This is a genomic window from Lentzea sp. NPDC051208, from assembly GCF_040682435.1.
Classification (GTDB): domain Bacteria; phylum Actinomycetota; class Actinomycetes; order Mycobacteriales; family Pseudonocardiaceae; genus Lentzea; species Lentzea kristufekii.
In genome coordinates, this window is record NZ_JBFBAW010000008.1 from 282,629 (window position 1) to 302,896 (window position 20,268).

A 20,268-nucleotide genomic window follows, 5' to 3' on the forward strand; every position below is an offset into this window, starting at 1 on the left:
TACACTCGGCAGATGAGCGGCACAGCGGTCCACCGCGGGAAGTCGTTGCAATTGCTGCAAGGTCTCGCGCAGGCATGCCATCCCCTGCCCAGCCTCGCCGTCACGACGGTGGCCGTCCTGCTGGGATCGGGCGGCGGCCTCGACGTTCCGGGCACCGTGCTGCTCGGTGGCGCGGTGCTCACCGGGCAGCTCTCGATCGGCTGGTCCAACGACTGGATCGACGCGGCACGCGACCGTGCGACCGGACGCGCGGACAAACCCGCTGCCACCGGAACGGTTCCGGTGCGAGCTGTCGCGACAGCGGCCGTCGCGGCCGCGCTGGCGACGGTTGTGCTGTCGTTGCTGCTGGGCTGGTTCCCCGGCGTGGTCCTGATCCTGAGCGTCGCGGGCGGCTGGGCGTACAACCTCGGTCTCAAGGCCACGGTTTTCTCCGGCGCCGCCTACTTGTTCGCGTTCGCCGCGCTGACGATCGGCGTGCACGCGGCCGGGCAGGGTGAGCCGTGGCCGCCGTGGTGGGTACCCGTGGTCGGCGCGCTCCTCGGGTTCGGGGCGCACTTCGCCAACGTGCTCCCGGACCTGCGTGCGGACGCCGAGACGGGTGTGCGTGGTCTCCCCCACCGGCTCGGCCCGCGCACCGGGGTGATCGTCATGGCGTTGGCTCTCGCCACGGCGTCGATCGTGCTGGGCCTCGCCCCCGCCGGAGCGTCGGCGCTCTACTCGGCGGTGGTGGTGACCGTCGGCATCACGTTGGCCGCCGCCACCACCGTGGCCGCGATCCGCGCACCGCACACCGCGATCGCGTTCCGGCTCACCGTCGCGATCGCGTTGCTGGACGTGGTTCTGCTCATCACTGTCACCGCTTGACGGGGCCACCGTCCGTACGACGGGCCTTCGAGCGGTGCGCTGGTTGCCGACGATCAGTGCCGTGTTCCGCACTCAACGGCTTGCAGGTCACGCGCTAGCCGGGTTGCCGTCATGCCGGTGCACCCCACTGCCCGGGGTGCGGCAAGCACCTCGCGTCGTCAGACTCCACTGCGTGCGAAAGGATGCGAAGACTCATCGCGCTCCTGGCGCCGCACAAAGCTCCGGTGCCGCGTACGGTCGCCGCAACGCTGCTCTGGCCGGAAGCCACTGCGCGCCGGGCTGCAGCCTGCCTGCGGTCCTCGTCGTGGCGTCTGGGAAAGCCGGCACCGGTGATCATGGTGGTCGATGACCGGCAGGCACTACTTCGCGCACTCGAGGCGCTCAGCGAGCGTTACCTGGCCCGTGGCGATCACCACCACGCACACCAGGCCGCTCTGGCAGCCGTGCAGACCGACCCACTGAGGGAGAGCGCACACCGCACCCTCGCCGAACTGCACCTCGCCGACGGCAACCCCGCCCAGGCCGTCCGCCAATACCAGAGCTACCGAACCCTTCCGCGCGCCGAACTAGGCCTCGAACCGTCTCCCGGCGAGACAGTTGCACCGGGACGAGATCCCGGATAGGTCGCCCGTAGCCGGGTACTCGAAGCGGCATGATGAAACGCGCGTTGTGGGAAGGGCTGCTCGCCGGTACCGCCGGGGTGCTGGTGATGACGCTGGGAGAGAAGGCGGAACAGCGCCTGACCGGTCGCCCCGACTCCCACGTCCCGGCACGGGTCTTGCAACGGCTCACCGGCATGCGGGAACGACCCGGTGGCCGGCAGCCGGTGCCGGTCAACCTGGCGATGCACTTCGGCCAAGGCATGCTGCTCGGCGTGCTGCGCTCGGTCATGGCGCACGCCGGTCTTCGAGGCCCGTGGTCCTCAGCGAAGTTCGCCGTGGTCCGGCTGACCAACGACCAGATCCTGGAGAACGCCACCGGCGTCGGCGCGCCGCCACCCACCTGGCCCCGCCGCGAACTGGCGGTGGACCTGCTGCACAAGACCGTCTACGCCTTCGCCACCGGTGTCGTCGCTGACGCCTTGGCCGCCCGCTCCGGTCCCGGGCCCGGACAACGCCACGCCGCGATGCGGCCCGGCCGCCACGCCGGCGTCGGCCCACTGCCCCGCACGCGTGCCCATTCCCGGTAGCGACAACGGCTCACCGCATCACCGACTGGAGGACTGCTCGCCTGATGGCCGAATCCGCGGGGCACGCCCTACCGCCCTCTGCACCTGAACCCGCAACCCTGCCCGGAAGATCGATGGCCGTGTGCGCGTTGATCGGCGCGGCGCTGATGGCCGCGGTCGACGAGATCGTGTTCCACCAGATCCTGGCCTGGCACCACTTCTTCGACCGGTCCACCCCGGCGGCGGGGCTGGTGTCGGACGGGTTGCTGCACACCGCGGAGCTGCTGGGCTTGGTGGCCGGGTTCGTCCTGTACGCCGACCTGCGCCGTCGTCACGCACTCGCCCGGCCGCACGGCTGGGCCGGACTGTTCCTCGGGTTGGGCGGCTTTCAGCTGTTCGACGGGATCGTCGACCACAAGCTGCTGCGCCTGCATCAAGTTCGTTATGGCGTGGACTTGCTGGTCTACGACCTGGTGTGGAACGGCGCTGCGCTGGCGCTGTTGGCCGTGGGCGTCGTCCTCGCCGTGCGCGCGCGTCGAGGGGCCGGCTCGTGAGCGGTCCTCACCTGCACCACGCGCCCGCCGCGGCGCCTCCAGGACTGATCGGGATGGTCATCGCGGTGACGGCACTGCTGGCCGCGTCTGCTTACCTGGCAGGCAGCACCCGTCTGCGCCTGCGGGGTGACGCCTGGCCGAGGTGGCGAGACGCCTGCTTCACCGCCGGGTGCGCCGTCCTGGCATACGCGCTTCTGGGACCACTGCCAGGTGGCCCGTTCACCGCCCACATGGCCCAGCACCTCGTGATCGCCATGATCGCACCGGTGCTGGTGGTGCTGGCCCGCCCGCTGACTCTGCTGCTGCGGGTGCTGCCGGCGCGGCCTCGGCGCACGCTGCTGGCCGTGGCGCACTCGGTTCCCGCGACCGTGCTGGTCTTCCCTCCACTGGCGGCGACGCTGGATCTCGGCGGTCTGTGGCTGCTCTACCGGACCCCCCTGTTCGCCGGCATCCACCACCAGCCGCTGCTGCACGCCGCGGTTCACGTCCACGTCGTGGTCTCCGGGCTGCTGTTCACCTTCGCCGTGTGCCAGCTGGACCCGGTCAGGCGCCGCTGGAGCCTCGCCTGGCGCGCCACCGCCCTGCTGACCGCCGGTGCCGCCCACGCCGTCCTGGCCAAAGCTCTCTACGCGAAACCTCCGCCGGGCACCGCCTTCACCACCACTGACCTGCACACCGGAGCACAGCTGATGTACTACGGCGGCGACCTGGCCGAACTCGCCCTCGCCGCGATCATCGCCGTTCAGTGGTACACCACCAGCGGCCGCGCCCGCACCCACCAGCAACGCCGCGCGGAGTCGCCACCGCGCCGGTCAGCTCCGCGTTCCAGTGACCATGGCCGCCCAGATCCGCAGCGCACCTCGTCTCGAGTGGGGTGAAGCCCAAGCGGCAGAGCACCTGTTCTGCGTTTCCACGCCACGTGCAGGTGGCGTTCGATGGCGATTTCGTACATCCGCCCGATCGTCCCGGACACGACGTCGGAAAAGGCTACCGCCACGTCCAACGATCCTGTTGGAACGTCTACGCCGCCGAGGACCGGCCAAGCAGAATCTGATCACCGCAGCTCAGCGTATGAGTGCGGAGTTCTGGCACCCCACAGGCGGCGGTGCGCGGGACCGGTGTTCGGAATCGCGGTGTGCGGCGGGAACGCGACGGGCGCCGACGTCGTCCGATGGACGAACACCTGAGCAGGTCCTGGGGAGCGGAGGAGCCATCAGCAGGTCGAGCGTGCGGGTGCTGGGCCCTCTGGAGGTCTGGCGGAACGGCCGCAGGGAGAAATTCGGCGGCGTCAAACAGCGGGCCTTGCTCGCGCACCTCGCGCTGCACGCGAACACCGACGTCTCGCTCGACCAGCTGATCGAGGCCCTGTGGCCCGCGACTCGGCCGCGGTCGGTGGTGCAGAACGTCCGGACCTACGTCTGGCGGCTCCGGCAGCTGCTCGACGAGCAGCTGCGCACCCACGGCACCGGCTACGTGCTCGAACTCGAGGCTGACGAACTCGACGCGCTGATGTTCGACGAGCTTGTCGCGCAAGCCCGGCGGCGACCTGACGCGGCGCTGGGGTTGTTGCGGCGGGCGGAGTCCCTCTGGCGCGGCCGTCCGTTGGAGGACCTGCCGGGCCACGACGCGTGGGCGCCTGCCCTCGCCCGGCTCGACGAGGCCCGGCTCGCGGCTACCGAGCAGCGGCTCGGGTTGCAGGTGGCCTCGACTGGGTGCGCCGAGGCGATCCCTGAGCTCCGGGCGTTGCTGGCGGAACATCCTTACCGCGAGAGCGTGTGCGGGCAGCTCGTGCTCGCCCTGCATCAGGACAACAGGCGTGCTGAGGCGTTGCAGGTCTACGCGGACATGCGCGTGCGGCTCACCGACGAGCTCGGGCTGGAGCCCGGATCCGCGCTGCGAGAGGCCCAGCTCGCGGTGCTGCGCGACGAACCGGCGCCCGCTCCCCTGCGTCAGCTACCGCCGACGGTGTTCGACTTCTGCGGCCGCGCGGGAGAGATCGCGGTGCTGACGACGGCACTGCGGCAGGGCTCCGCACCGGCCGCGGTGACCGGGCCTCCCGGTGTCGGCAAGTCGACACTCGCGATCCGGGTGGCGCATCAGGTCGGTGACCACTTTCCGGACGGACAGCTCTACGTCGACCTCGGCGGCACCTCCGACCACCCGCGCGAACCGGGCGAGGTGCTCACGGAGCTGTTGCACGCCTTGGGGATCACGGGTGCCGGCCTGCCCGCGCAGGTCACCGCGCGTGCCGCGCTGTTCCGCTCCAAGCTCGCCGGTCGGCGGGTGCTGGTGGTGCTCGACGACGCCGCCTCGGTGAGCCAGCTCGTGCCCCTGCTCCCGGCCGACGCGGGCTGCGCGGTCCTCGTGACCAGTCGACGCAGGCTGTCGGAGCTGCCCGGCGCGCTGCAGGTGGAGCTGTCCCCGTTCTCCCCGGAGGAGGCGGCGGAACTGCTCACCGCCATCGCGGGTGAGGACCGGGTGTGGGCCCAGCCCGCCGAAGCGGCGGCGATCGCGGCGGCGTGCGGGCACCTGCCGCTGGCGATCCGGGTGGCGGGCGCGCGGCTGGCCGGGCGCGGGCGGTGGTCGATGCAGGTGCTGCGCGAGCGGCTCGTCGACGAGTCGACGCGGTTGCGCGAGCTCACCTCCGGTGAGCTGGCCGTGCGGGCGAGCTTCGACCTGAGCATCCGGCAGCTGTCCCCGCGCGAGTTCCAGGCGTTCGTGCGGCTGGCGTTGCTCGGTCCGCACGACTTCCCGAGCTGGGTGGTCGAGACATTGCTCGGCGAACCGGGCACCGAGCACCTCGTGGACGGGCTGGTCGACGCTCATCTGCTCGAGACCTTCGGCGCGGACGGCATCGGCCAGCCGCGCTACCGGCTGCACGACCTGTTGCGGTGCCACGCCCTGAACCACTCACTGCCGGACGGCCGGGCCGCGCTGGAACGGACGTTGCGCGCGTGGCTCTGGCTCGCGGTCACGGCCGCACGGCGGTTGCCCGTCACGTTCGGCACGACCATCGCCGACGTCGCGCCGGTCGTGGCACCGGAGCACCTGCTCGCCGAGCCCGTCGCGTGGTTCGAGGCGGAACGGCGGACGTTGTGCGGCGCGGTCGACATCGCGGCGGACGCGGGCCTCGACGAGGTGGCGTGGCAGCTCGCGGCGGCCTGCGTGCCGTTCTTCGACCTGCACAGCCACTACGAGGACTGGGCGCGCACCCACGCGCGGGCGTTGCGGAGTGTCCGCGCGGCCGGCAACGAGGTTGGCGAGGCGGCGTTGCTGCGCGGCCTCGCCCAGGTGCACATCTACCGCAGCGAGTTCACGGAGGCCGAGCAAGGACTGCTTGCGGCACAAGAGCTTTACCGCTCGCTATGCGACGACCGCGGCCAGGGCATCTCCCTCGCGGGCATCGGCGTGGTGTACCGGCTGCAGGCGGAGTACGAGCGCTCGATGGAGTTCTACGGCGAAGGCCTGCGGCTGCTGGAGCTCGCGGGCGATCTGCATTCCGTGGCACACGTGCGGGCGTCGATCGGCGGGGTCCACAGCTCGCTCGGCAGGCCCGAGGAGGCGCGGAAATGGCTCACGAACGCCCTGCGGCTCGCCGCGGACCTCGGTGACGCACACCGCGAAGCCCTGGTGCTGGTGCGACTTTCCGCGCTCTGCCGCAGCACGGGCGAGCACGAGCAGGAGCTGGTCAGCGCACGCCGGGCCGTGACGATCCTGACGGACCTGACCGACGAGCGGTGCACGGCGTTCGCCCAGGTCGAGCTGGCCGAGGCGTTGATCTCGAACGGCCACCCGCAGGAGGCGCACGCCCTCCTGCGGCAGGCGCTGGAAACCTACCGCCGCACCGGAAACCGGGAAGGCGAACCCGCCGCGCGGCGAGCTCTCGCACGCGCGGCGGGATCACTGGATCAGTTGCTGTTGCCGGGCTTCCAGCCGAGGTAGTTGCGGAAGTAGCCGGTCGAGCTGGCGTGACCGATCCTGCCGCCGACGCTGGTCGACCAGAAACCGCCGTTGCCGTCCGCGATGCCCACATGGCCGTACTGACTGATGTTCCAGAAGACGAACGCGCCCCTGGGCGGCGTGCCGGTGGTGCGGCGGGCGCCGTCCGAGGACCGCCAGTGGTCGATCGCCGACGCGTGGTGCGTCGCGCGGTCCCACGCCAGGCGGACGGCGCGCTCGCAGTAGCCCTCGTACGCCGTGCTGCCCCGGCGGTCGGACATCCACTTGATGGCGCCGGCCACCGTCTGCTGGATGGCGACGTCGCCTTCGACGGCGGACGCGGTGGCCGTGTCGTCGAGCCACGGCTGCGCGATCTCGACGTTCGGGCTGAACGCTTGCCCGCCGGCCGCGCCGGCCGGAGCGGCGGTGCCGATCAGGGCCGCGCCGAGCAGGCCGATGGCAGCGACCGTGACTTTGGTGAACCGCATGAGATCCCCTTTTCGCATGTCTGTACGTCCCCCACAGCATCCGGAGGTCTCATACACCGCTGATACATCGCCGATACACGGCGCCAGAGCGGGACGGGGCTTCCGTGACCGCGTTCGAACCAGGCTGCCGTCGTGGCACCGGGACGAGCAGGGCACTCAGACCCGGCTCGTCATCGGGGCCGTCGGCGCGGTCATCGGCGGGCATTTCCTGATGTGGGAGCTGCTGCTGCCAGGGCTAGGTGACCTGGTGGGACTCGTTCCCGTCGTCTCGACGGTCGCGGGCTGGCTCTTTTGCGGCGGCGCCATCGCGGCGACCGGGCCTGCCGAGCAGCATCGCTTCCGACGTGTCGCTGCCCCTCGACTACTGGGCGGGCCTGTTCGCGGGTGCCCGGGGCCTGCTGTCGCTGCCCCTGCTGGCGGGGTTGCTGGCCCTGGCGTGGGTGGGGATCGCAGGGTTGCTGCGGCGCAAGGCCCGGTGCTCCCGCACCACGGCGGGGTGGTTGTTCGTGGCCTACTCCGTCGTTCTGCTGTTCTGGGGTGCGACCTTTCTGCGCATGGTGTGAGGTTGGAGGCAGGGACACGTTCCCCAGCACCTACGGAAAGGCATGTCATGCGCGCGCTGGTCCAGCAGAAGTTCGGTGACCCCGCCGAGGTCCTCGAGGTGCAGGAGGTGCCCTCTCCGCAACCCGGTCCCGGAGAGGTCCTGGTGCGGGTGCTGCTCTCCCCCGTCCACAACCACGACCTGTGGACCGCGCGCGGAACCTACGGTTTCAAGCCCGAGATGCCCGCACGCTCCGGCACCGAGTTCGTCGGGGTCGTCGAGACGCTCGGTGAGGGCGTGGACGGCCTCGCGGTGGGCCAGCGAGTGGCGTCGGGTGGCACCTTCGGCGCCTGGGCCGAGTTCGTGGTCGCGACCGCCCAGACGCTCATCCCTGTTCCCGACGCCATCGGTGACGAGGCGGCGAGCCAGCTGGTGTCGATGCCCTTCAGCGCCATCGCGCTGCTCGACTCGCTGGAGCTCGCCGAGGGTGACTGGTTCGTCCAGAACGCCGCCAACGGAGCCGTCGGCAGGCTCGTCGCCCAGCTGGCGGCGGCCCGCGGCGTCCACGTCCTCGGCCTCGTCCGCCGTGCCGACGGCGTGGCCGAACTGCGTGCGCAGGGCATCGGCGATGTCGTCGCCACCGACGACGACGGCTGGCGCGACCGGGTTCGGGAGATCGTCGGCGACGCGCCGATCAGGGCTGGGGTCGACTCGGTCGGCGGTGCGGCCGCAGGCGACGTCGTCTCGCTGCTCGCCGAGGGCGGGCGGCTCGTGGTGTTCGGTGCGATGGCCTCCCCCACCCTCGAGATCAGCTCGGGTGACGTGATCTTCAAGCAGGTCACCGTCACCGGTTTCTGGGGAAGCAAGGTCTTCCCCGCGATGGCGGCCGGCAAGCGAGCCTCGCTGCTGGGCGAACTGGTCACGGGCATCGCCTCGGGCGCGCTCACCCTGCCAGTCGAGCACGTCTACTCGCTGGAGCAGATCGCCGAGGCCGCGCGTGGCAACGCGGCCCCGGGCCGGCGGGGCAAGATCCTTCTGCGTCCCTGACAGGTCCGGACCGCTGTTCGTGCGACGCGGAGCCGGATTTTTGGTCGAGCGCGTCGCGACCTCGTTCTCGAAGTTCCCGCGGTCAGTTCGGCAGCACGAGACGGTTGGCGATGTCGTACAGGTCGGCCGGTGGTACCTGGCCCGCGATGACGACGGGGGCTCCCTCCAGCGCGCCGAGGACCCACAGCCGGTGGTAGCCGTTCTCGTCGGTGTAGCGCGTCGCGCGGCCCTGCACCGGCTGTCCCGGCGTGCCCTCCGGTTCGCCGACGACGGCGCTGTTGACGTGGACCGTCGGCTGAACGGTGCACGTGCCGAGCGAGTAGCTCGTGGTGGCCCGTGGCCCGGGCCGGTCCGCGAGCTGCTGGACGTTGAAGGCGCAGATCCTCATTCCGGCGGGCAGGTCGCGCAGGCCGAACGCCGGGGTGACGGTCGTGGTGCCCGGGAACTGGATGTTCTCCGCGATCCGGCGGCCGTTGTCGACGAGTTGCTGCGCGGGTGCGGTGCTGCCGTACGCGGCGGACACGTGCACGTACATCGAACCGCCGTCGGGGTGCTCCACGTACAGCTCGTACCCCCCTGGCCCGGTGGACACCGAGCTCTCGACGGCGCGCTGTCCCTTGATCGTCACGGGGGAGCCCGGGCCCGACTTGAACATCGCCTGGTCCACCGGCACCATCCGGAACTGCTGGACGCCGACCTCCAGGACCTGGCCGTCGGCCGTGACGGTCAGCATGTACTCGCCGCCGTACAGAGGCGCTTCCGGGTTGCTCGCGCTGAACCCGACGTTGATCCGTTGTGCGCGGTAGGCGACCGCGCCCGGCGGGAGCCAGCCCAGGGTGTAGGGCATTTGCAGACCCGCCGGGGCCGGGGCGGTGGGGACCGAGGTCTGGCTCTCTTGGGAACCGTTGGCGGTGACGACGGTCTGGGACTGGTCCACCGGGTCCGGCCGGTTCAGCGCCACGGCGGTGACCGCGCCGAGGGTCAGCACGGTCGCCCCGGCGGCGACCGCCAGCGGCCGGCTCAGCCCGGAGCGCCTGCTGTCGATGCGTTGGCGGGCCGCGGCCAGCACCGCGTCGCTGTCGGGCGCGTCATGTTCGCGCGCCGTGAAGGTGTCCTTGATCAGGTTCTCGATGTTCATGTTGTCTCCCTGGCCTCCGCCATCTGCTCGACGGCCAAGCCGTTTCGCAGCGAGGCCAATGCTTTGTGGGCGTGTGCGCGGACGGTGGCCTGGGCGCAGCCGAGCAGCCCGGCGATCTCGTTGTCGGGCAACTGCTCGTAGTACCGCAGCACCACCACGGCACGTTGGCGCTTGGGCAGCCGCGACAGGCGCTGCCACATGTCCTTGCGCGCGGCGTGGTCCGACGCGAAATCGTCCGCACGTGCCTCCTCGGGGAGGTCGCCCGAGGCGATCACACGCGCGGACCGGCTATGTCGCCAAGACAGGTAGCCGTTGGTCACCATCCGCAGCACGTACCTGTCGGGATGATCCGCGCCGCTGATCCGGGACCAGTGCCGGTACACCTTCACCAGCACGTCCTGCACCAGATCAGCCGCCTGCTCCCGCTCGCCGGTGAGCATCGTCGCGTACCGCAGCAACCGCGGCAGTTGCGCTCGGGCGAAGTCGTCGTAGTCAGCCATCACCTTGGAAGACTCGCCTCGACGGCGATCCGTTTACCCGTCTCCCGAATGAACAAGTTGATCCACTTGACGAGTCGTGGGGGCAGGGAAATACCAGACGACGATCGGCCCGGACACAACATCACGGAACTGATCACCATGAAACGCCCGCTCGCACTTCAGCGTGTGCGGCGCTGTCTAGCGCGACGCCGAACAGCGGAAGCCCATCCACACTCCCGAACCTCGCGGCGCGCCTCGTGGCGGTTCATACTGGATGCTTCCGGGCTGGCTCATCGAGGCTGGTGGATCACATGCGGATTCCGGGACGTCGCCCGCGGCGAAGCGCGGCCGTGGCAGCTGCGAAGGACTCCGCCGCCGCGCGTCTGGTCGCGCTGCGGTCGCTGCTGGAAGTAGCCACCCGTGCGGTCGCACTCCAGCCCGCCGCCGAGCAGATCATCGGCGCCTGCGCGCAGCCTGGCGACGTCCCGGCGCAAGTGGCCCGCCGGGGCGGCCGGGTCGCGTCCGACTACTGCCGGCTGCACGGGTGGGCGATGGACCTCATCGGTGACGCCGACCGGGCGTCGCTGGAGTTCCGGGTGGCTCAACTGCTGCACTACCACGCCGAGATGATCGACACATGCCTCAAGCTCGCCTTCCCGAAGTTCCGCAGCCCCAGGCTCGAACAGCGGCGGCTGGCGTTACGCGGACTCGGCGAGCCGTCACGCACCCTGCGCGACGCGCAGGCGGCGCTTGCCCTGTGGATCTCCGACCTCGAACAGGCCGACGGCGTCGTGCCGCCACCCTGAACCGCCAGCCGCACTTCTTGCCGGCGAGCAGCAGACGCTTGGCGGACAGGCTCGCCTGCGTGGTGACCTATCTCGTGGGCGTGCTGTTCGACCTACCCGGCCTCGCGTCGAAGCTGCCCCAAAACTTGCCCGCTTTATAGTTGCGAGCCTTCCGTCAGTGCGGGGTCTGCTGCACGAGCGGCTTCAGCCAACGGGTGGTTCCAACAGTGCGTTCATGATCGGCCCCTGGGGTACGAGCACCACTGGCCACGCTCGCCTCGCCTACCTGGTGGCTGCGTTCGTGGAGCCCCGCCGCCTCGCTTCCGTTGACCGGTAAGCCGACGTTTCAGTTGGCGGTGGAGCAGGTCACGGCCGGGCGAGGGGGTTCAGGACCGGCGGCGACGAACCCGAACGAGGTGGTTGCCCCGGCAGCGAGCACGGCGTTGTGGCCTGCGTTGGTGACGGTCACCGCGGTCGCGTTCTGGGTCAGGGTGCCGTTCCACAGGTTGCCGATGGTGTGGCCCGCAGCCGGCTGCCACGTGATGGTCCAGCCGGTCAGGCCGCGTGCGCTGGTGTTGCCCACGGTCACCTCGACCTGGTAGCCGCCCGGCCACGAGTTGGTCACCTCGTAACGGGCAACGCAGGCGGTCGCGGTCGTGACCGTGGTCGTCACCGTGGTGGAGTTGGTCTGGGCGCTGCTGCTGGGCCGGTCGCCCTGCGCGACGGTGCCGATCACGACACCGGCGGCGACCAGGACGGCCGCACCGGCGACCATCGCGATCACCCGGCGTGGCAGGTGGCGCCGGACGAGCAGCATCCGCGTCCCGTTCTTCGGGGGCGCAGCGGGCAGCGGCAGTCCCTCCGCGACCGCCGCGAGCAGCTTGTGGGCCTCGGCCATCGTCGGCCGTCGGGCCGCGTCACGATGCAGGAGGCGCAGGAGCACCTCGCCGAGCGGGCCACCCGACCGCGGCGGCTCGAACTCCCCCCGGACCACGCGTTGCAGGAGCGCGTAGGGGTTGTCGTCCACACCGAACGGCGGCCTGCCCTCCAGCGCTGCGTAGAGGGTCGCGCCGAGGGAGAACACGTCCGAGGCGAACGTCGCCGCCTCGCCCGCCGCCACCTCCGGCGCCAGGAAGGCCGGCGTGCCGACGATCAAGCGGGCGTCGGTCACCGTGCCCTCGCCGACCGCGCGGGCGATGCCGAAGTCGGTGATCTTCGCGATGCCGTCCTCGGCCAGCAGGACGTTGAACGTCGAGACGTCCCGGTGCACGATGCCCTCTGCGTGCGCCGCCGCCAGCGCGGCGGCGACCTGCCTGCCCACGGCCGCGACCACGCCCGGCGGTAGCGCGCCCCGTTCGGCGATCAGCGCCGCAAGGCTGCGGGAGGGCAGGTACTCCAGCACCAGACAGGGCTTGCCGTCGTGCTCGACGACCTCGTACACGCTGATCACGTGCGGGTGCCGCAGCCGACCGGCGACCCGGCCCTCGCGCAGCATCTGCGCCACCGCGTCCGGGGACCGCCGGTCCGTGTTGAGCAGCTTGACCGCGATCACGCGGTCGAGCTGCTCGTCGCGCGCCTGCCAGACCACCCCCATGGATCCTTGCCCGATCGACGACACCAGCCGGTACCGCCCGGCGATGACCTCACCCTCTTCTGGCACATGCCGACGCTACTTGGCTGAGCCGGCCATCGGCCACCTTCGACTTCGCGCGAGCTGGTGTCGTTGTCAGCCAAGATCGGTACCAGCCAGCATTTCGTCAGCTTGCCGGAGGGCCGTGCACGCAGGCATCCACTCGCGACGATGACTTCACGAGCCCCACAGCCCCAGAACAGGTCGCCGGGGTCAGTCGCGATCAGCCAGATGGATTCCCAGGTCGGTGCGGCCGGGCGCGAGGTCCTCCCGCAGTGCGCGCGTGTTCGCGTAGTCACCGTCGCGCAGCCGCCGGAACCGACGCGCGTGTTCGCCATCGACGCCGCCGATCCTGGTCACCAGACGCTCAACCTGGTGTTCGACCTCTTCGGGACCGAGCGAATCGGCGTCGTGGACGACGTGCAGGTCCAGGGCCTCGATCCCGACGTACCAGAGCACGCCGTGGGTGATCGAGAAGAGCAGGGAATCGAGGTCCCCGCTGATCCCGCGCGGGCCGATGGAGCGCTCGTCCTCGCCCGCGGTGACCACGATCAACGCCTTGCGCCCGACCAGCCCGCCATCGCCGTACCGGCGCGGCACGCCGAGTTCGGAGTCGAGATCGCCGTAGGCGAACCCACTGGTGAGCACCCGGTCGAACCATCCCTTCAGGATCGCGGGCGGCCCGTACCACCACAGCGGGAACTGCAGGACGAGCAGTTCGGCCGCGGCGAGCTTGGCCTGCTCCTCGCGCACGTCGGCAGGCAGTTGGCCGCTGGCGTAGGCCTCCCCCGCCAGCTCGGCGATGTTGCCCGGACGTTCCGCCAGATCTCCCAGGTCGCGCTTGGACAGCACGGGGTCGAAGCCCTGGGCGTAGAGATCCGACACCGTTACCTCATACCGCTGCGACAAGGCCTTGGCCCCGGCTTGCAGGAGACGGTCGTTCAGCGAGTCACGGCGCGGGTGCGCGTACACCCACAGAGCGTTCCCCGGCTTCGGCGGATGAGCGATGGTCATACTTCACCTCGGTCTGCTGGTGACCTTGTGGTCGTACTCGCATTGAAGCCGCGAACGACGGGATCAGAAATAGGCGAACGTCCAACGTTCATACGTGCGCATCCACAGGGCTCTCTGGATCTACGAGGACTTCTCCTCGAGTGGGAACGAAGGGGTTGACGCTCCCCGCGTCGTGGACAAGCTCGTGGCGAGTTCGTGATTCCCGATGAGCCGAGGCCGCTGGCGGTCGTCGGGGAACCCGCCTGCAACCCCTGTCGCCGCACGAGTTCCCGGCCGGGCCCTGGTGTGGCCGATCGTCGAACCGTTCGTTGGCGCATTTGGGGTTGCGGCCAGTCTTTGAGGACAGTGCAATGCGTTCGGGGCCGTGCGCGGCACCGGTTGAGCACGGCTCGACGACGTCGTCGGTGGAAGGACCCGTGACAGTGGCGATCGGTTCGTACCTCGAACTGCTGTTGGCGTCGGACCCCGACGTCGGGGATTTCGACGAGCCCCTGGTTCGGGCCCGCGCGGACGGTGCGCCGCCGGACCGGTTGGCCGGTCTGGAACGGGAGCGGGCGCTGGCGCTGCGGGTCCGCGAGATCCTGATCGGGCACCGTCGCCACCAGGCAGAGTTGCAGTTGCTCAACGACACGGCCCATGACCTGGCCGCACTGCACGACCTGGACGCGATCCTGCAGGCGATCTCCGATCGGGCGCGCCGTCTGCTGGACTGCGACGTGGCCTACATCAGCCTCAGCGATCGCGACCGCGGAGACAGCTACATCAAGGCCGCGTCAGGCAACATATCGGGGCTGCTGCGCGAGTTGCGGTTGCCCAGTGGTGCCGGCGTGGGCGGCATGGTCGCCCGCACCGGCGCGCCTTACAGCGTGCTGTCCTACCACGACGACAAGTCGATCATCCACACGGCGGAGATCGACCGGACCGTGCGCGCGGAGAAGATGGTGTCGCTGCTCGGGGTGCCGGTCGTGCTGGGGCAGCACGTGATCGGCGTGCTCCTGGCCGCGCACCGGGAGCAGCGCACGTTCAGCGGCCGGGACGTGGGCGCGTTGTCGATGCTGGCCGCGCACGCCGCCGTGGCCATCGACAACAGCCGGCTGCTGGGTGAGGCGCGGTCTGCCGCGGACGAGTTGCGGGTGGCCAACGCGACCATCCGGTCCCACGCCGAGGACCTGGAGCGCAGTGCGGCGCTGCATGAACGCCTCACGCGCCTGGTCCTGGACGGCAAGGGCGTGAACGAGGTGGTCCAGGCCGCGGCGCACTCGGTCGGCGTGGGCGGCGTGGCACTGGTGAACCGGGACGGCGCCGTGGTGACCCGCGAAGGTGACGTCGCCGCGGTGGAGGCGGCTGACCTGGTCGCACTCGACCGTGCCGCGCGCGAGGCGGGGCACACGGTCGTGGGCGACACGACGTGCGCGGTGCCGATGATCACCGAGTCCGACTACCTCGGCACGATGATCCTCGTGGGCCACACCGTGGTCGGCGACATCGACCGGCGCACGCTGGAGGCGACTGCATTGGTGGCCTCGCTGGTGCTGGTGACGCGCCAGCGCGTGGCCGAGACCGAGGCGCAGGTTCGGGGCGAACTGCTGGAGGACCTGCTGTCCCCGTCGCCGGGCCGGGACGACCTGCTGCGCCACCGTGCCTCACTGCTGGGTGTGGACCTGGACGCCCGGCACGTCGTCGTGGTGGCCCAGGTCTGCGGGAACGGGCGCGAGCGGTATCACGCCGCGGCGGCGGCGCTGGCTCGCCGCGGCGGTGGTCTGGCGACCTGCCGCAAGGACGAGGTGGTGCTGTTGCTGCCGGGCGCCGAGCCTGGGCAGCAGGCACGGGTGGCGAGTCGTGAGCTGTCCACCGCGACACGGCCGGTGACCGCGGGCGCGGCGGCGGTGGAGAGCATCGAACGGGTCGCCGAGGCGTACCGGGAGGCCGCGGACTGCGCACAGGCCATGCTCGCGCTGGACCGCGTGGGAGAAGGTGCCGATACCTCGGAACTGGGTGCGGTGGGCGTGCTGTTCGGCAGCAGGCGCGATCTCGGTTCGTTCGTCGACTCCGTGCTCGGCTGCCTGATCGACTACGACAAGACGCGTGGCGCGGACCTGGTGCGCACGCTCAGCGCTTACTGCGCGAGCGGGCAGAGCGTCTCCACCACGGCGCAGGAACTGCACCTGCACGCCAACACCATCGCGCAGCGCCTGTCCCGGATCGGACAGCTGCTGGGCGGGTCGTGGCGCGAGCCCGGCCGCCTGCTGGAGGTGCAGATCGCGTTGCAGCTGCTCAGGATCAGCCGGCCAGAGCTGGTGCGGTGAACGGGCACGGCGTGCGGTCCCGCTGTCGGACGGGAGGACGCACGCCGGTTCAGCCGCAGCGGGCTACCTGATGCAGACGTAACTGCGCGCGGAATCGGGATCGCCCATCCCGACGTAGCGAGGCCACGTCGGGTACTGGCACAGCGGCCGGGTGCGTTGGCCCGCAGCCGGGTTCTTGTCGGTCACCACGGGCCGCAGGGGCGGCAGGTGGCGCTCGACCCAGTTCTCGAGTGCGGTCACCGAGTCCCAGCCGGCGGCGAACGCGGCGTCGACGTTGACGTGGTTGGCGCCGGGCACGACGTAGAAGCGGGCGAACCGGTGGGTGGCCGCCCGGCCCAGCCGCTGCTGGACGCGTTCGAAGTACTCGGCGGTGGAGCGGTGGCTGACGAGCTCGTCGGCGGCACCGTGCACGAGCAGGAGCTTGCCGCCTGCAGCGGCGAAGGGCCGCAGATCTGGATCGTTGACGTCCTGCAGGGCGGACAGCGCGCTGATGCGCTGCCGCCACGGCCCCGGATCGAGCGGATCGATCGCCAGCGGGTCGTGCGCGGGGTCACGGGTGACGAAGTGCTTGACCCACTGGTCCCAGAACTGCACGCCGTAGCCCGCGGTCTTGGGCATGGGGTTGGCAGGGGCAGCGGTACCGAGGCCCAGCAACGGTGTGGTCATGTCCGCCCCCGACAGGAACGGGAAGCCGGGGTAACCACGTTCACCGCTGGCGATGTCGTAGTCCCAGTGCAGGGGTGCGGACATCTTCCGCACCACGTCGATCTGCAAGTCGGACAGGCACGAGTCTCCGGTGTCACCGCCGCCGGGGCAGCGCAGCACGACGGGGTCGAACCGGCAGCCCGCCTCGTCGGAGACGACGCCGTCGCGGATGCCGTCCGCACCGTCGCAGGCGCTGATGACGTTGCGGTACAGCAGGTCCTGTTTCGCGGGACCGGGGAACGCCCCCGGTTGGGACAACAACCGCGCTTGGTGGCCGAAGAACAGGTCCAGGCTGGCGGCGTTCCAGGCCGGGTAGGCCGAGAGCACGCCATCGAAGTCGGCGGGCCAGCGCTGGGCCACCGCGAGCGCCTCCCGGCCGCCACTGGAACCACCGGCGAAGAAGCTGTGCCGCGGAGCGGCCCCGTAGCGCTTGCCGATGACGAACACGGCGGCGTCGCGGGTCTTCTTCAGCGCGTCACCGGCGAAGTTGCGCAGTGCCTCGTCGTTGACCGCGAAGGAGCCGTCCAGCGACCGGGCCGGGGTGAAGTCCGGCGCGGCCTGGTGTCCGGAGTCGCTCGCGAACGTCGCGTACCCGCGCCCCAGCGGGGTGGGACGGTCGGCGGGCGCGTACGGGACGTTGCCCGCGACGTCGGGGATCGTGCCGTCGTACCCTCCGCCGCCGAACATCATCGCCTTGCGGTTCCACCGCGCCGGCAGGGCGATCCGCAGCAGGATGTCCGGTGCGGCCGGGTCGACCGGGTGCAGCGCCGCGTCCACCCGGCAGTGCTCGCCGACCGCGGTGGCCCCGTCGCCCGCGGGAGCGACCAGCTGCGCCGCGGTGACCTCACCACCGGTGGTCGGCAATCCGATCACCGCAGCCGGGATCACCATGCCACGCAACGCGGTGCAGCCTGTCGGTCCGGTCTGCGCCGATGCCGGAGGTGCGATGAGCGCCGCACCGCACACCAGTGCCACAACCGGGGCAACGCCCTGACGTCTTCTCATGGTGTCTCCCTGGGCTTCGCATCGTCGCGGGAAAAACAGGCTAGGCACGGCCGGTGGCCCTTCACGATGTGCGCGGGCACATACCGGCGGCCTTCGCCGTGTGGCCCGGCACCGGGTTCGACCACCGTCACGCGCGGATGCCGGCGGTACACCGGAAAACGACAGACAGGCCGACCGGCCGGCGGCGCGGGCGGGGCGGTGGCCTCCCGCAGCCAGTCGTCGAAGGCGCTGTCGATCGTGGGCAGCTCGCGCAGCTCACCGAGGTGGACCCCACGGGTCATGTTCGCCCACACCACACCGAAGTCGCCCGGTTCGGCAGGTGCCGGCCGGTGTGCGAGACGGCGCACCGCGTAGCCGGTGGCGACCCACCGCTCCCGCTCCCACGAGAAGCTGTCACCTGTCACCTGCCAGGTCCTTTCCGGATCGTGTTCAGGCGCGGGTGACGGCCGGGAGCATGGCCCTCGGATCGGCGGGCACGAGCAGATCGGGCTCGCTCGCCGCCCTCACGTCGGCGACGGTGACGCCGGGCGCCAGCTCGCGCAGGACCAGGCCGTCCGGGGTGACGTCGAGAACGGCGAGGTCGGTGATCACCCGGTGCACGACGCGGCGGCCGGTGGTGGGCAGCGTGCAGGTGCGAACGACCTTGGGTGAGCCGTCCCTGGTGGTGTGCTCCATCAAAACGATCACCCTGCGGGCGCCGTGGACGAGGTCCATCGCGCCGCCCATGCCCTTGACCACGGCGCCGGGGATCATCCAGTTGGCCAGGTCGCCTTCGGCGGAGACCTGCATGGCGCCGAGCACGGCGACGTCGATGTGGCCGCCGCGGATCATGGCGAAGGACAACGCCGAGTCGAAGAACGAAGCGCCGGGTGCGACGGTGACGGTCTCCTTGCCGGCGTTGATGAGGTCGGGGTGCTCCAGGCCGTCGACCGGGTAGGGACCGACTCCGAGGATGCCGTTCTCCGAGTGCAGCACGACGTGCCTGTCAGCGGGAACGTGGTCGGCGATGAGGGTGGGCAGGCCGATGCCGAGGTTGACGTAGCCGCCGTCGGGCAGTTCGCGGGCGGCTCGGGCGGCCATCTGGGCGCGGGTCAGGCTCATCGGGCGGACACCTCGGCAAGGTCGCGGTGGCGGGTTTCGGTGGCGGCCAGCACCCCGGCCGTGGAGATGACGGCGGCGACGACGACGTAGATCGTGATCGGTGTGGGGCTTCCGTAGTGGGACAGCAGCGCGGTGGCGATCAAAGGCGCCAGCGAGCCCGCGATGATCGAGGTGACCTGGTAGCCGATGGACGTGCCGGAGTAGCGGACGTCAGTGTCGAACTGTTCGGCGAAGAACGCGGCTTGAGGCCCGTACATCGCCGCGTGCGCGAGGAGGCCGCCGACCACGGCCAGGATGATCAACCAGCTGTCGCGGCTGTCGAGCAGCGGGAAGAACAGCAGCGCCCACAACCCCATGCCGATGGTGCCGGCCAGGTAGACCGGCCGGCGGCCGATCCGGTCGGACAGCGCGCCGAAGGCCGGGATGGCGACCAGGTGGACGACGTTGGCCAGCAGCAAAGCGTTGAGCACCACCGTCTTGTCCAGTTTGAGATGAGCGGTGACGTAGGTGAGGACGAACGCGGTGATGATGTAGTAGGAGATGTTCTCCACCATCCGCGCCGAGATGCACACGGCGATCTGCTTGGGGTGGCGACGCAGCGCCTCCAGTGCCGGAGCGCGTCGAGCCGTGCCGCCGGCGGCATCGGTGCGGGCGCGGGCCTCCGCGCGGGCACGGGCCTCGGTGAACACCGGAGCGTCCTCAATGGACGAACGGATCCAGTAGCCCAGCCCGATCAGCACCGCGGACAGCAGGAACGGCACCCGCCAGCCCCAGTCCAGGAACATCTCATCGGGCATGGTCGCGGCCAGCAGCGCGAGCACCGCGGTGGCCAGCAGGTTGCCGACCGGGACGCCGGCCTGGGGCCAGCTGGCCCAGAAGCCGCGCCACCGGGGGGATCCGTGCTCGCTGACCAGCAGCACCGCGCCGCTCCACTCGCCGCCGATGGCGAAGCCCTGTACCAGCCTCAACACCGTCAGCAGCACGGCCGCCCACACACCGATGGAGGCGTAGGTCGGCAACAGGCCGATCGCCGCGGTGGCCACGCCCATCATCACCAGGCTGACCATGAGCAGCTTCTTGCGGCCGAGCCGGTCGCCGAAGTGCCCGAACACCAGGCCGCCCAGGGGGCGGGCGACGAACCCGAGCGCGTAGGTGAGGAAGGCCAGCATGGTGCCCACCAGCGGGTCGCTCTGCGGGAAGAACAGCTTGTTGAACACCAGGGCGGCGGCCGAGCCGTAGAGGAAGAAGTCGTACCACTCCACGGCGGTGCCGACCAGGCTCGCGGCCACCACACGGCCCATCCGGGTCTGTGGCGCGGCGGCTGTGCTCATCAGGACTCCTTTGTCATGCCGTGCCGGATGCACCGTCCGGGAAGGTCACCGGCAGGCGGTGTGCACGGCGGCAAACGCTAAGCCGGGAGCTCACGCCGACCAATGTGGCCGGACACGTAAAACACGCCTCGCTCATGTGTGCGGCCACATTGTCGGTCGCACCGGAGTTCGCC

Annotated in this window: 19 protein-coding genes; 10 read left to right on the forward strand and 9 right to left on the reverse strand. The window is 70.6% G+C overall.

The window, feature by feature from the left end:
- The first annotated feature begins 12 nt into the window (after positions 1-12).
- The 6 genes from AB0M48_RS21825 to AB0M48_RS21850 all read left to right on the forward strand — a co-directional run bounded on the left by AB0M48_RS21825 (position 13) and on the right by AB0M48_RS21850 (position 6,528).
- Positions 13-864 carry a UbiA family prenyltransferase gene (locus tag AB0M48_RS21825; protein WP_363844830.1) on the forward strand — a complete coding sequence of 284 codons (852 nt, stop codon included), beginning with the start codon at positions 13-15 and terminating at the stop codon, positions 862-864.
- Between the two features lie 182 nt (positions 865-1,046).
- Positions 1,047-1,487: a bacterial transcriptional activator domain-containing protein gene (locus AB0M48_RS21830; protein WP_363844833.1), complete on the forward strand. Its 441-nt coding sequence runs from the start codon at positions 1,047-1,049 to the stop codon at positions 1,485-1,487.
- A 29-nt stretch (positions 1,488-1,516) separates the two neighbouring features.
- On the forward strand, positions 1,517-2,053 hold the full coding sequence (locus AB0M48_RS21835) for a hypothetical protein (protein WP_363844836.1): 537 nt from the start codon (positions 1,517-1,519) through the stop codon (positions 2,051-2,053).
- Positions 2,054-2,172: 119 nt separating this feature from the next.
- Positions 2,173-2,586, forward strand: a complete 414-nt coding sequence (locus tag AB0M48_RS21840; RefSeq protein WP_363844839.1) for a DUF2243 domain-containing protein — start codon at positions 2,173-2,175, stop codon at positions 2,584-2,586.
- Positions 2,583-3,464, forward strand: coding sequence for a cytochrome c oxidase assembly protein (locus AB0M48_RS21845; RefSeq protein ID WP_363844842.1), 882 nt, complete (start codon positions 2,583-2,585; stop codon positions 3,462-3,464). The genes AB0M48_RS21840 and AB0M48_RS21845 overlap by 4 nt, the downstream gene beginning before the upstream one ends.
- A gap of 355 nt (positions 3,465-3,819) precedes the next feature.
- Positions 3,820-6,528 (forward strand): BTAD domain-containing putative transcriptional regulator, encoded by a 2,709-nt coding sequence (locus AB0M48_RS21850; RefSeq protein WP_363844845.1) that lies wholly within the window; start codon positions 3,820-3,822, stop codon positions 6,526-6,528.
- Here the strand turns inward: AB0M48_RS21850 and AB0M48_RS21855 are convergent.
- A complete protein-coding gene (locus AB0M48_RS21855; protein ID WP_363844848.1) occupies positions 6,495-7,013 on the reverse strand; it encodes a hypothetical protein in 519 nt (172 codons plus the stop codon). The two genes, AB0M48_RS21850 and AB0M48_RS21855, sit on opposite strands and share 34 nt — an antisense overlap.
- 344 nt (positions 7,014-7,357) lie before the next feature.
- Here AB0M48_RS21855 and AB0M48_RS21860 point away from each other — a divergent pair, with 344 nt between their 5' ends.
- Positions 7,358-7,576, forward strand: coding sequence for a hypothetical protein (locus AB0M48_RS21860; protein ID WP_363844851.1), 219 nt, complete (start codon positions 7,358-7,360; stop codon positions 7,574-7,576).
- A gap of 47 nt (positions 7,577-7,623) precedes the next feature.
- Positions 7,624-8,601 carry a zinc-binding dehydrogenase gene (locus AB0M48_RS21865; protein WP_363844854.1) on the forward strand — a complete coding sequence of 326 codons (978 nt, stop codon included), beginning with the start codon at positions 7,624-7,626 and terminating at the stop codon, positions 8,599-8,601.
- An 82-nt stretch (positions 8,602-8,683) separates the two neighbouring features.
- Here the strand turns inward: AB0M48_RS21865 and AB0M48_RS21870 are convergent, their stop codons facing one another.
- A complete protein-coding gene (locus AB0M48_RS21870) occupies positions 8,684-9,739 on the reverse strand; it encodes a hypothetical protein (RefSeq protein WP_363844857.1) in 1,056 nt (351 codons plus the stop codon).
- Positions 9,736-10,239 (reverse strand): SigE family RNA polymerase sigma factor, encoded by a 504-nt coding sequence (locus AB0M48_RS21875; protein WP_363844860.1) that lies wholly within the window; start codon positions 10,237-10,239, stop codon positions 9,736-9,738. The genes AB0M48_RS21870 and AB0M48_RS21875 overlap by 4 nt, the downstream gene beginning before the upstream one ends.
- Positions 10,240-10,568: 329 nt before the next feature.
- On the opposite strand from AB0M48_RS21875, the gene AB0M48_RS21880 reads away from it, so the two are divergent.
- Complete coding sequence (locus AB0M48_RS21880) at positions 10,569-11,024, forward strand: hypothetical protein (protein ID WP_363844862.1); 456 nt, start codon at positions 10,569-10,571, stop codon at positions 11,022-11,024.
- Between the two features lie 325 nt (positions 11,025-11,349).
- Here AB0M48_RS21880 and AB0M48_RS21885 read toward each other — a convergent pair whose 3' ends face one another.
- Together AB0M48_RS21885 and AB0M48_RS21890 are read right to left on the reverse strand one after the other, a co-directional pair.
- Positions 11,350-12,663, reverse strand: a complete 1,314-nt coding sequence (locus tag AB0M48_RS21885; protein WP_363844865.1) for a protein kinase — start codon at positions 12,661-12,663, stop codon at positions 11,350-11,352.
- A 183-nt stretch (positions 12,664-12,846) separates the two neighbouring features.
- Positions 12,847-13,647, reverse strand: coding sequence for an NAD(P)H-dependent oxidoreductase (locus AB0M48_RS21890; RefSeq protein ID WP_363844868.1), 801 nt, complete (start codon positions 13,645-13,647; stop codon positions 12,847-12,849).
- 416 nt (positions 13,648-14,063) lie between these two features.
- On the opposite strand from AB0M48_RS21890, the gene AB0M48_RS21895 reads away from it, so the two are divergent.
- Positions 14,064-15,953 (forward strand): GAF domain-containing protein, encoded by a 1,890-nt coding sequence (locus tag AB0M48_RS21895; RefSeq protein WP_363844871.1) that lies wholly within the window; start codon positions 14,064-14,066, stop codon positions 15,951-15,953.
- A 63-nt stretch (positions 15,954-16,016) separates the two neighbouring features.
- Here AB0M48_RS21895 and AB0M48_RS21900 read toward each other — a convergent pair whose 3' ends face one another.
- The 4 genes from AB0M48_RS21900 to AB0M48_RS21915 are packed head-to-tail and all read right to left on the reverse strand — an operon-like array spanning position 16,017 to position 20,095.
- Positions 16,017-17,663, reverse strand: a complete 1,647-nt coding sequence (locus tag AB0M48_RS21900) for a tannase/feruloyl esterase family alpha/beta hydrolase (protein ID WP_363844875.1) — start codon at positions 17,661-17,663, stop codon at positions 16,017-16,019.
- Entirely contained in the window at positions 17,660-18,067 is a 408-nt protein-coding gene (locus AB0M48_RS21905; RefSeq protein WP_363844878.1) for a hypothetical protein, read from the reverse strand. Before AB0M48_RS21905 ends, AB0M48_RS21900 begins: the two co-directional genes overlap by 4 nt.
- A gap of 25 nt (positions 18,068-18,092) precedes the next feature.
- Positions 18,093-18,764, reverse strand: a complete 672-nt coding sequence (locus tag AB0M48_RS21910) for a 3-oxoacid CoA-transferase subunit B (RefSeq protein WP_363844881.1) — start codon at positions 18,762-18,764, stop codon at positions 18,093-18,095.
- A complete protein-coding gene (locus AB0M48_RS21915; protein WP_363844884.1) occupies positions 18,761-20,095 on the reverse strand; it encodes an MFS transporter in 1,335 nt (444 codons plus the stop codon). The genes AB0M48_RS21910 and AB0M48_RS21915 overlap by 4 nt, the downstream gene beginning before the upstream one ends.
- Between the last annotated feature and the right edge of the window lie 173 nt (positions 20,096-20,268).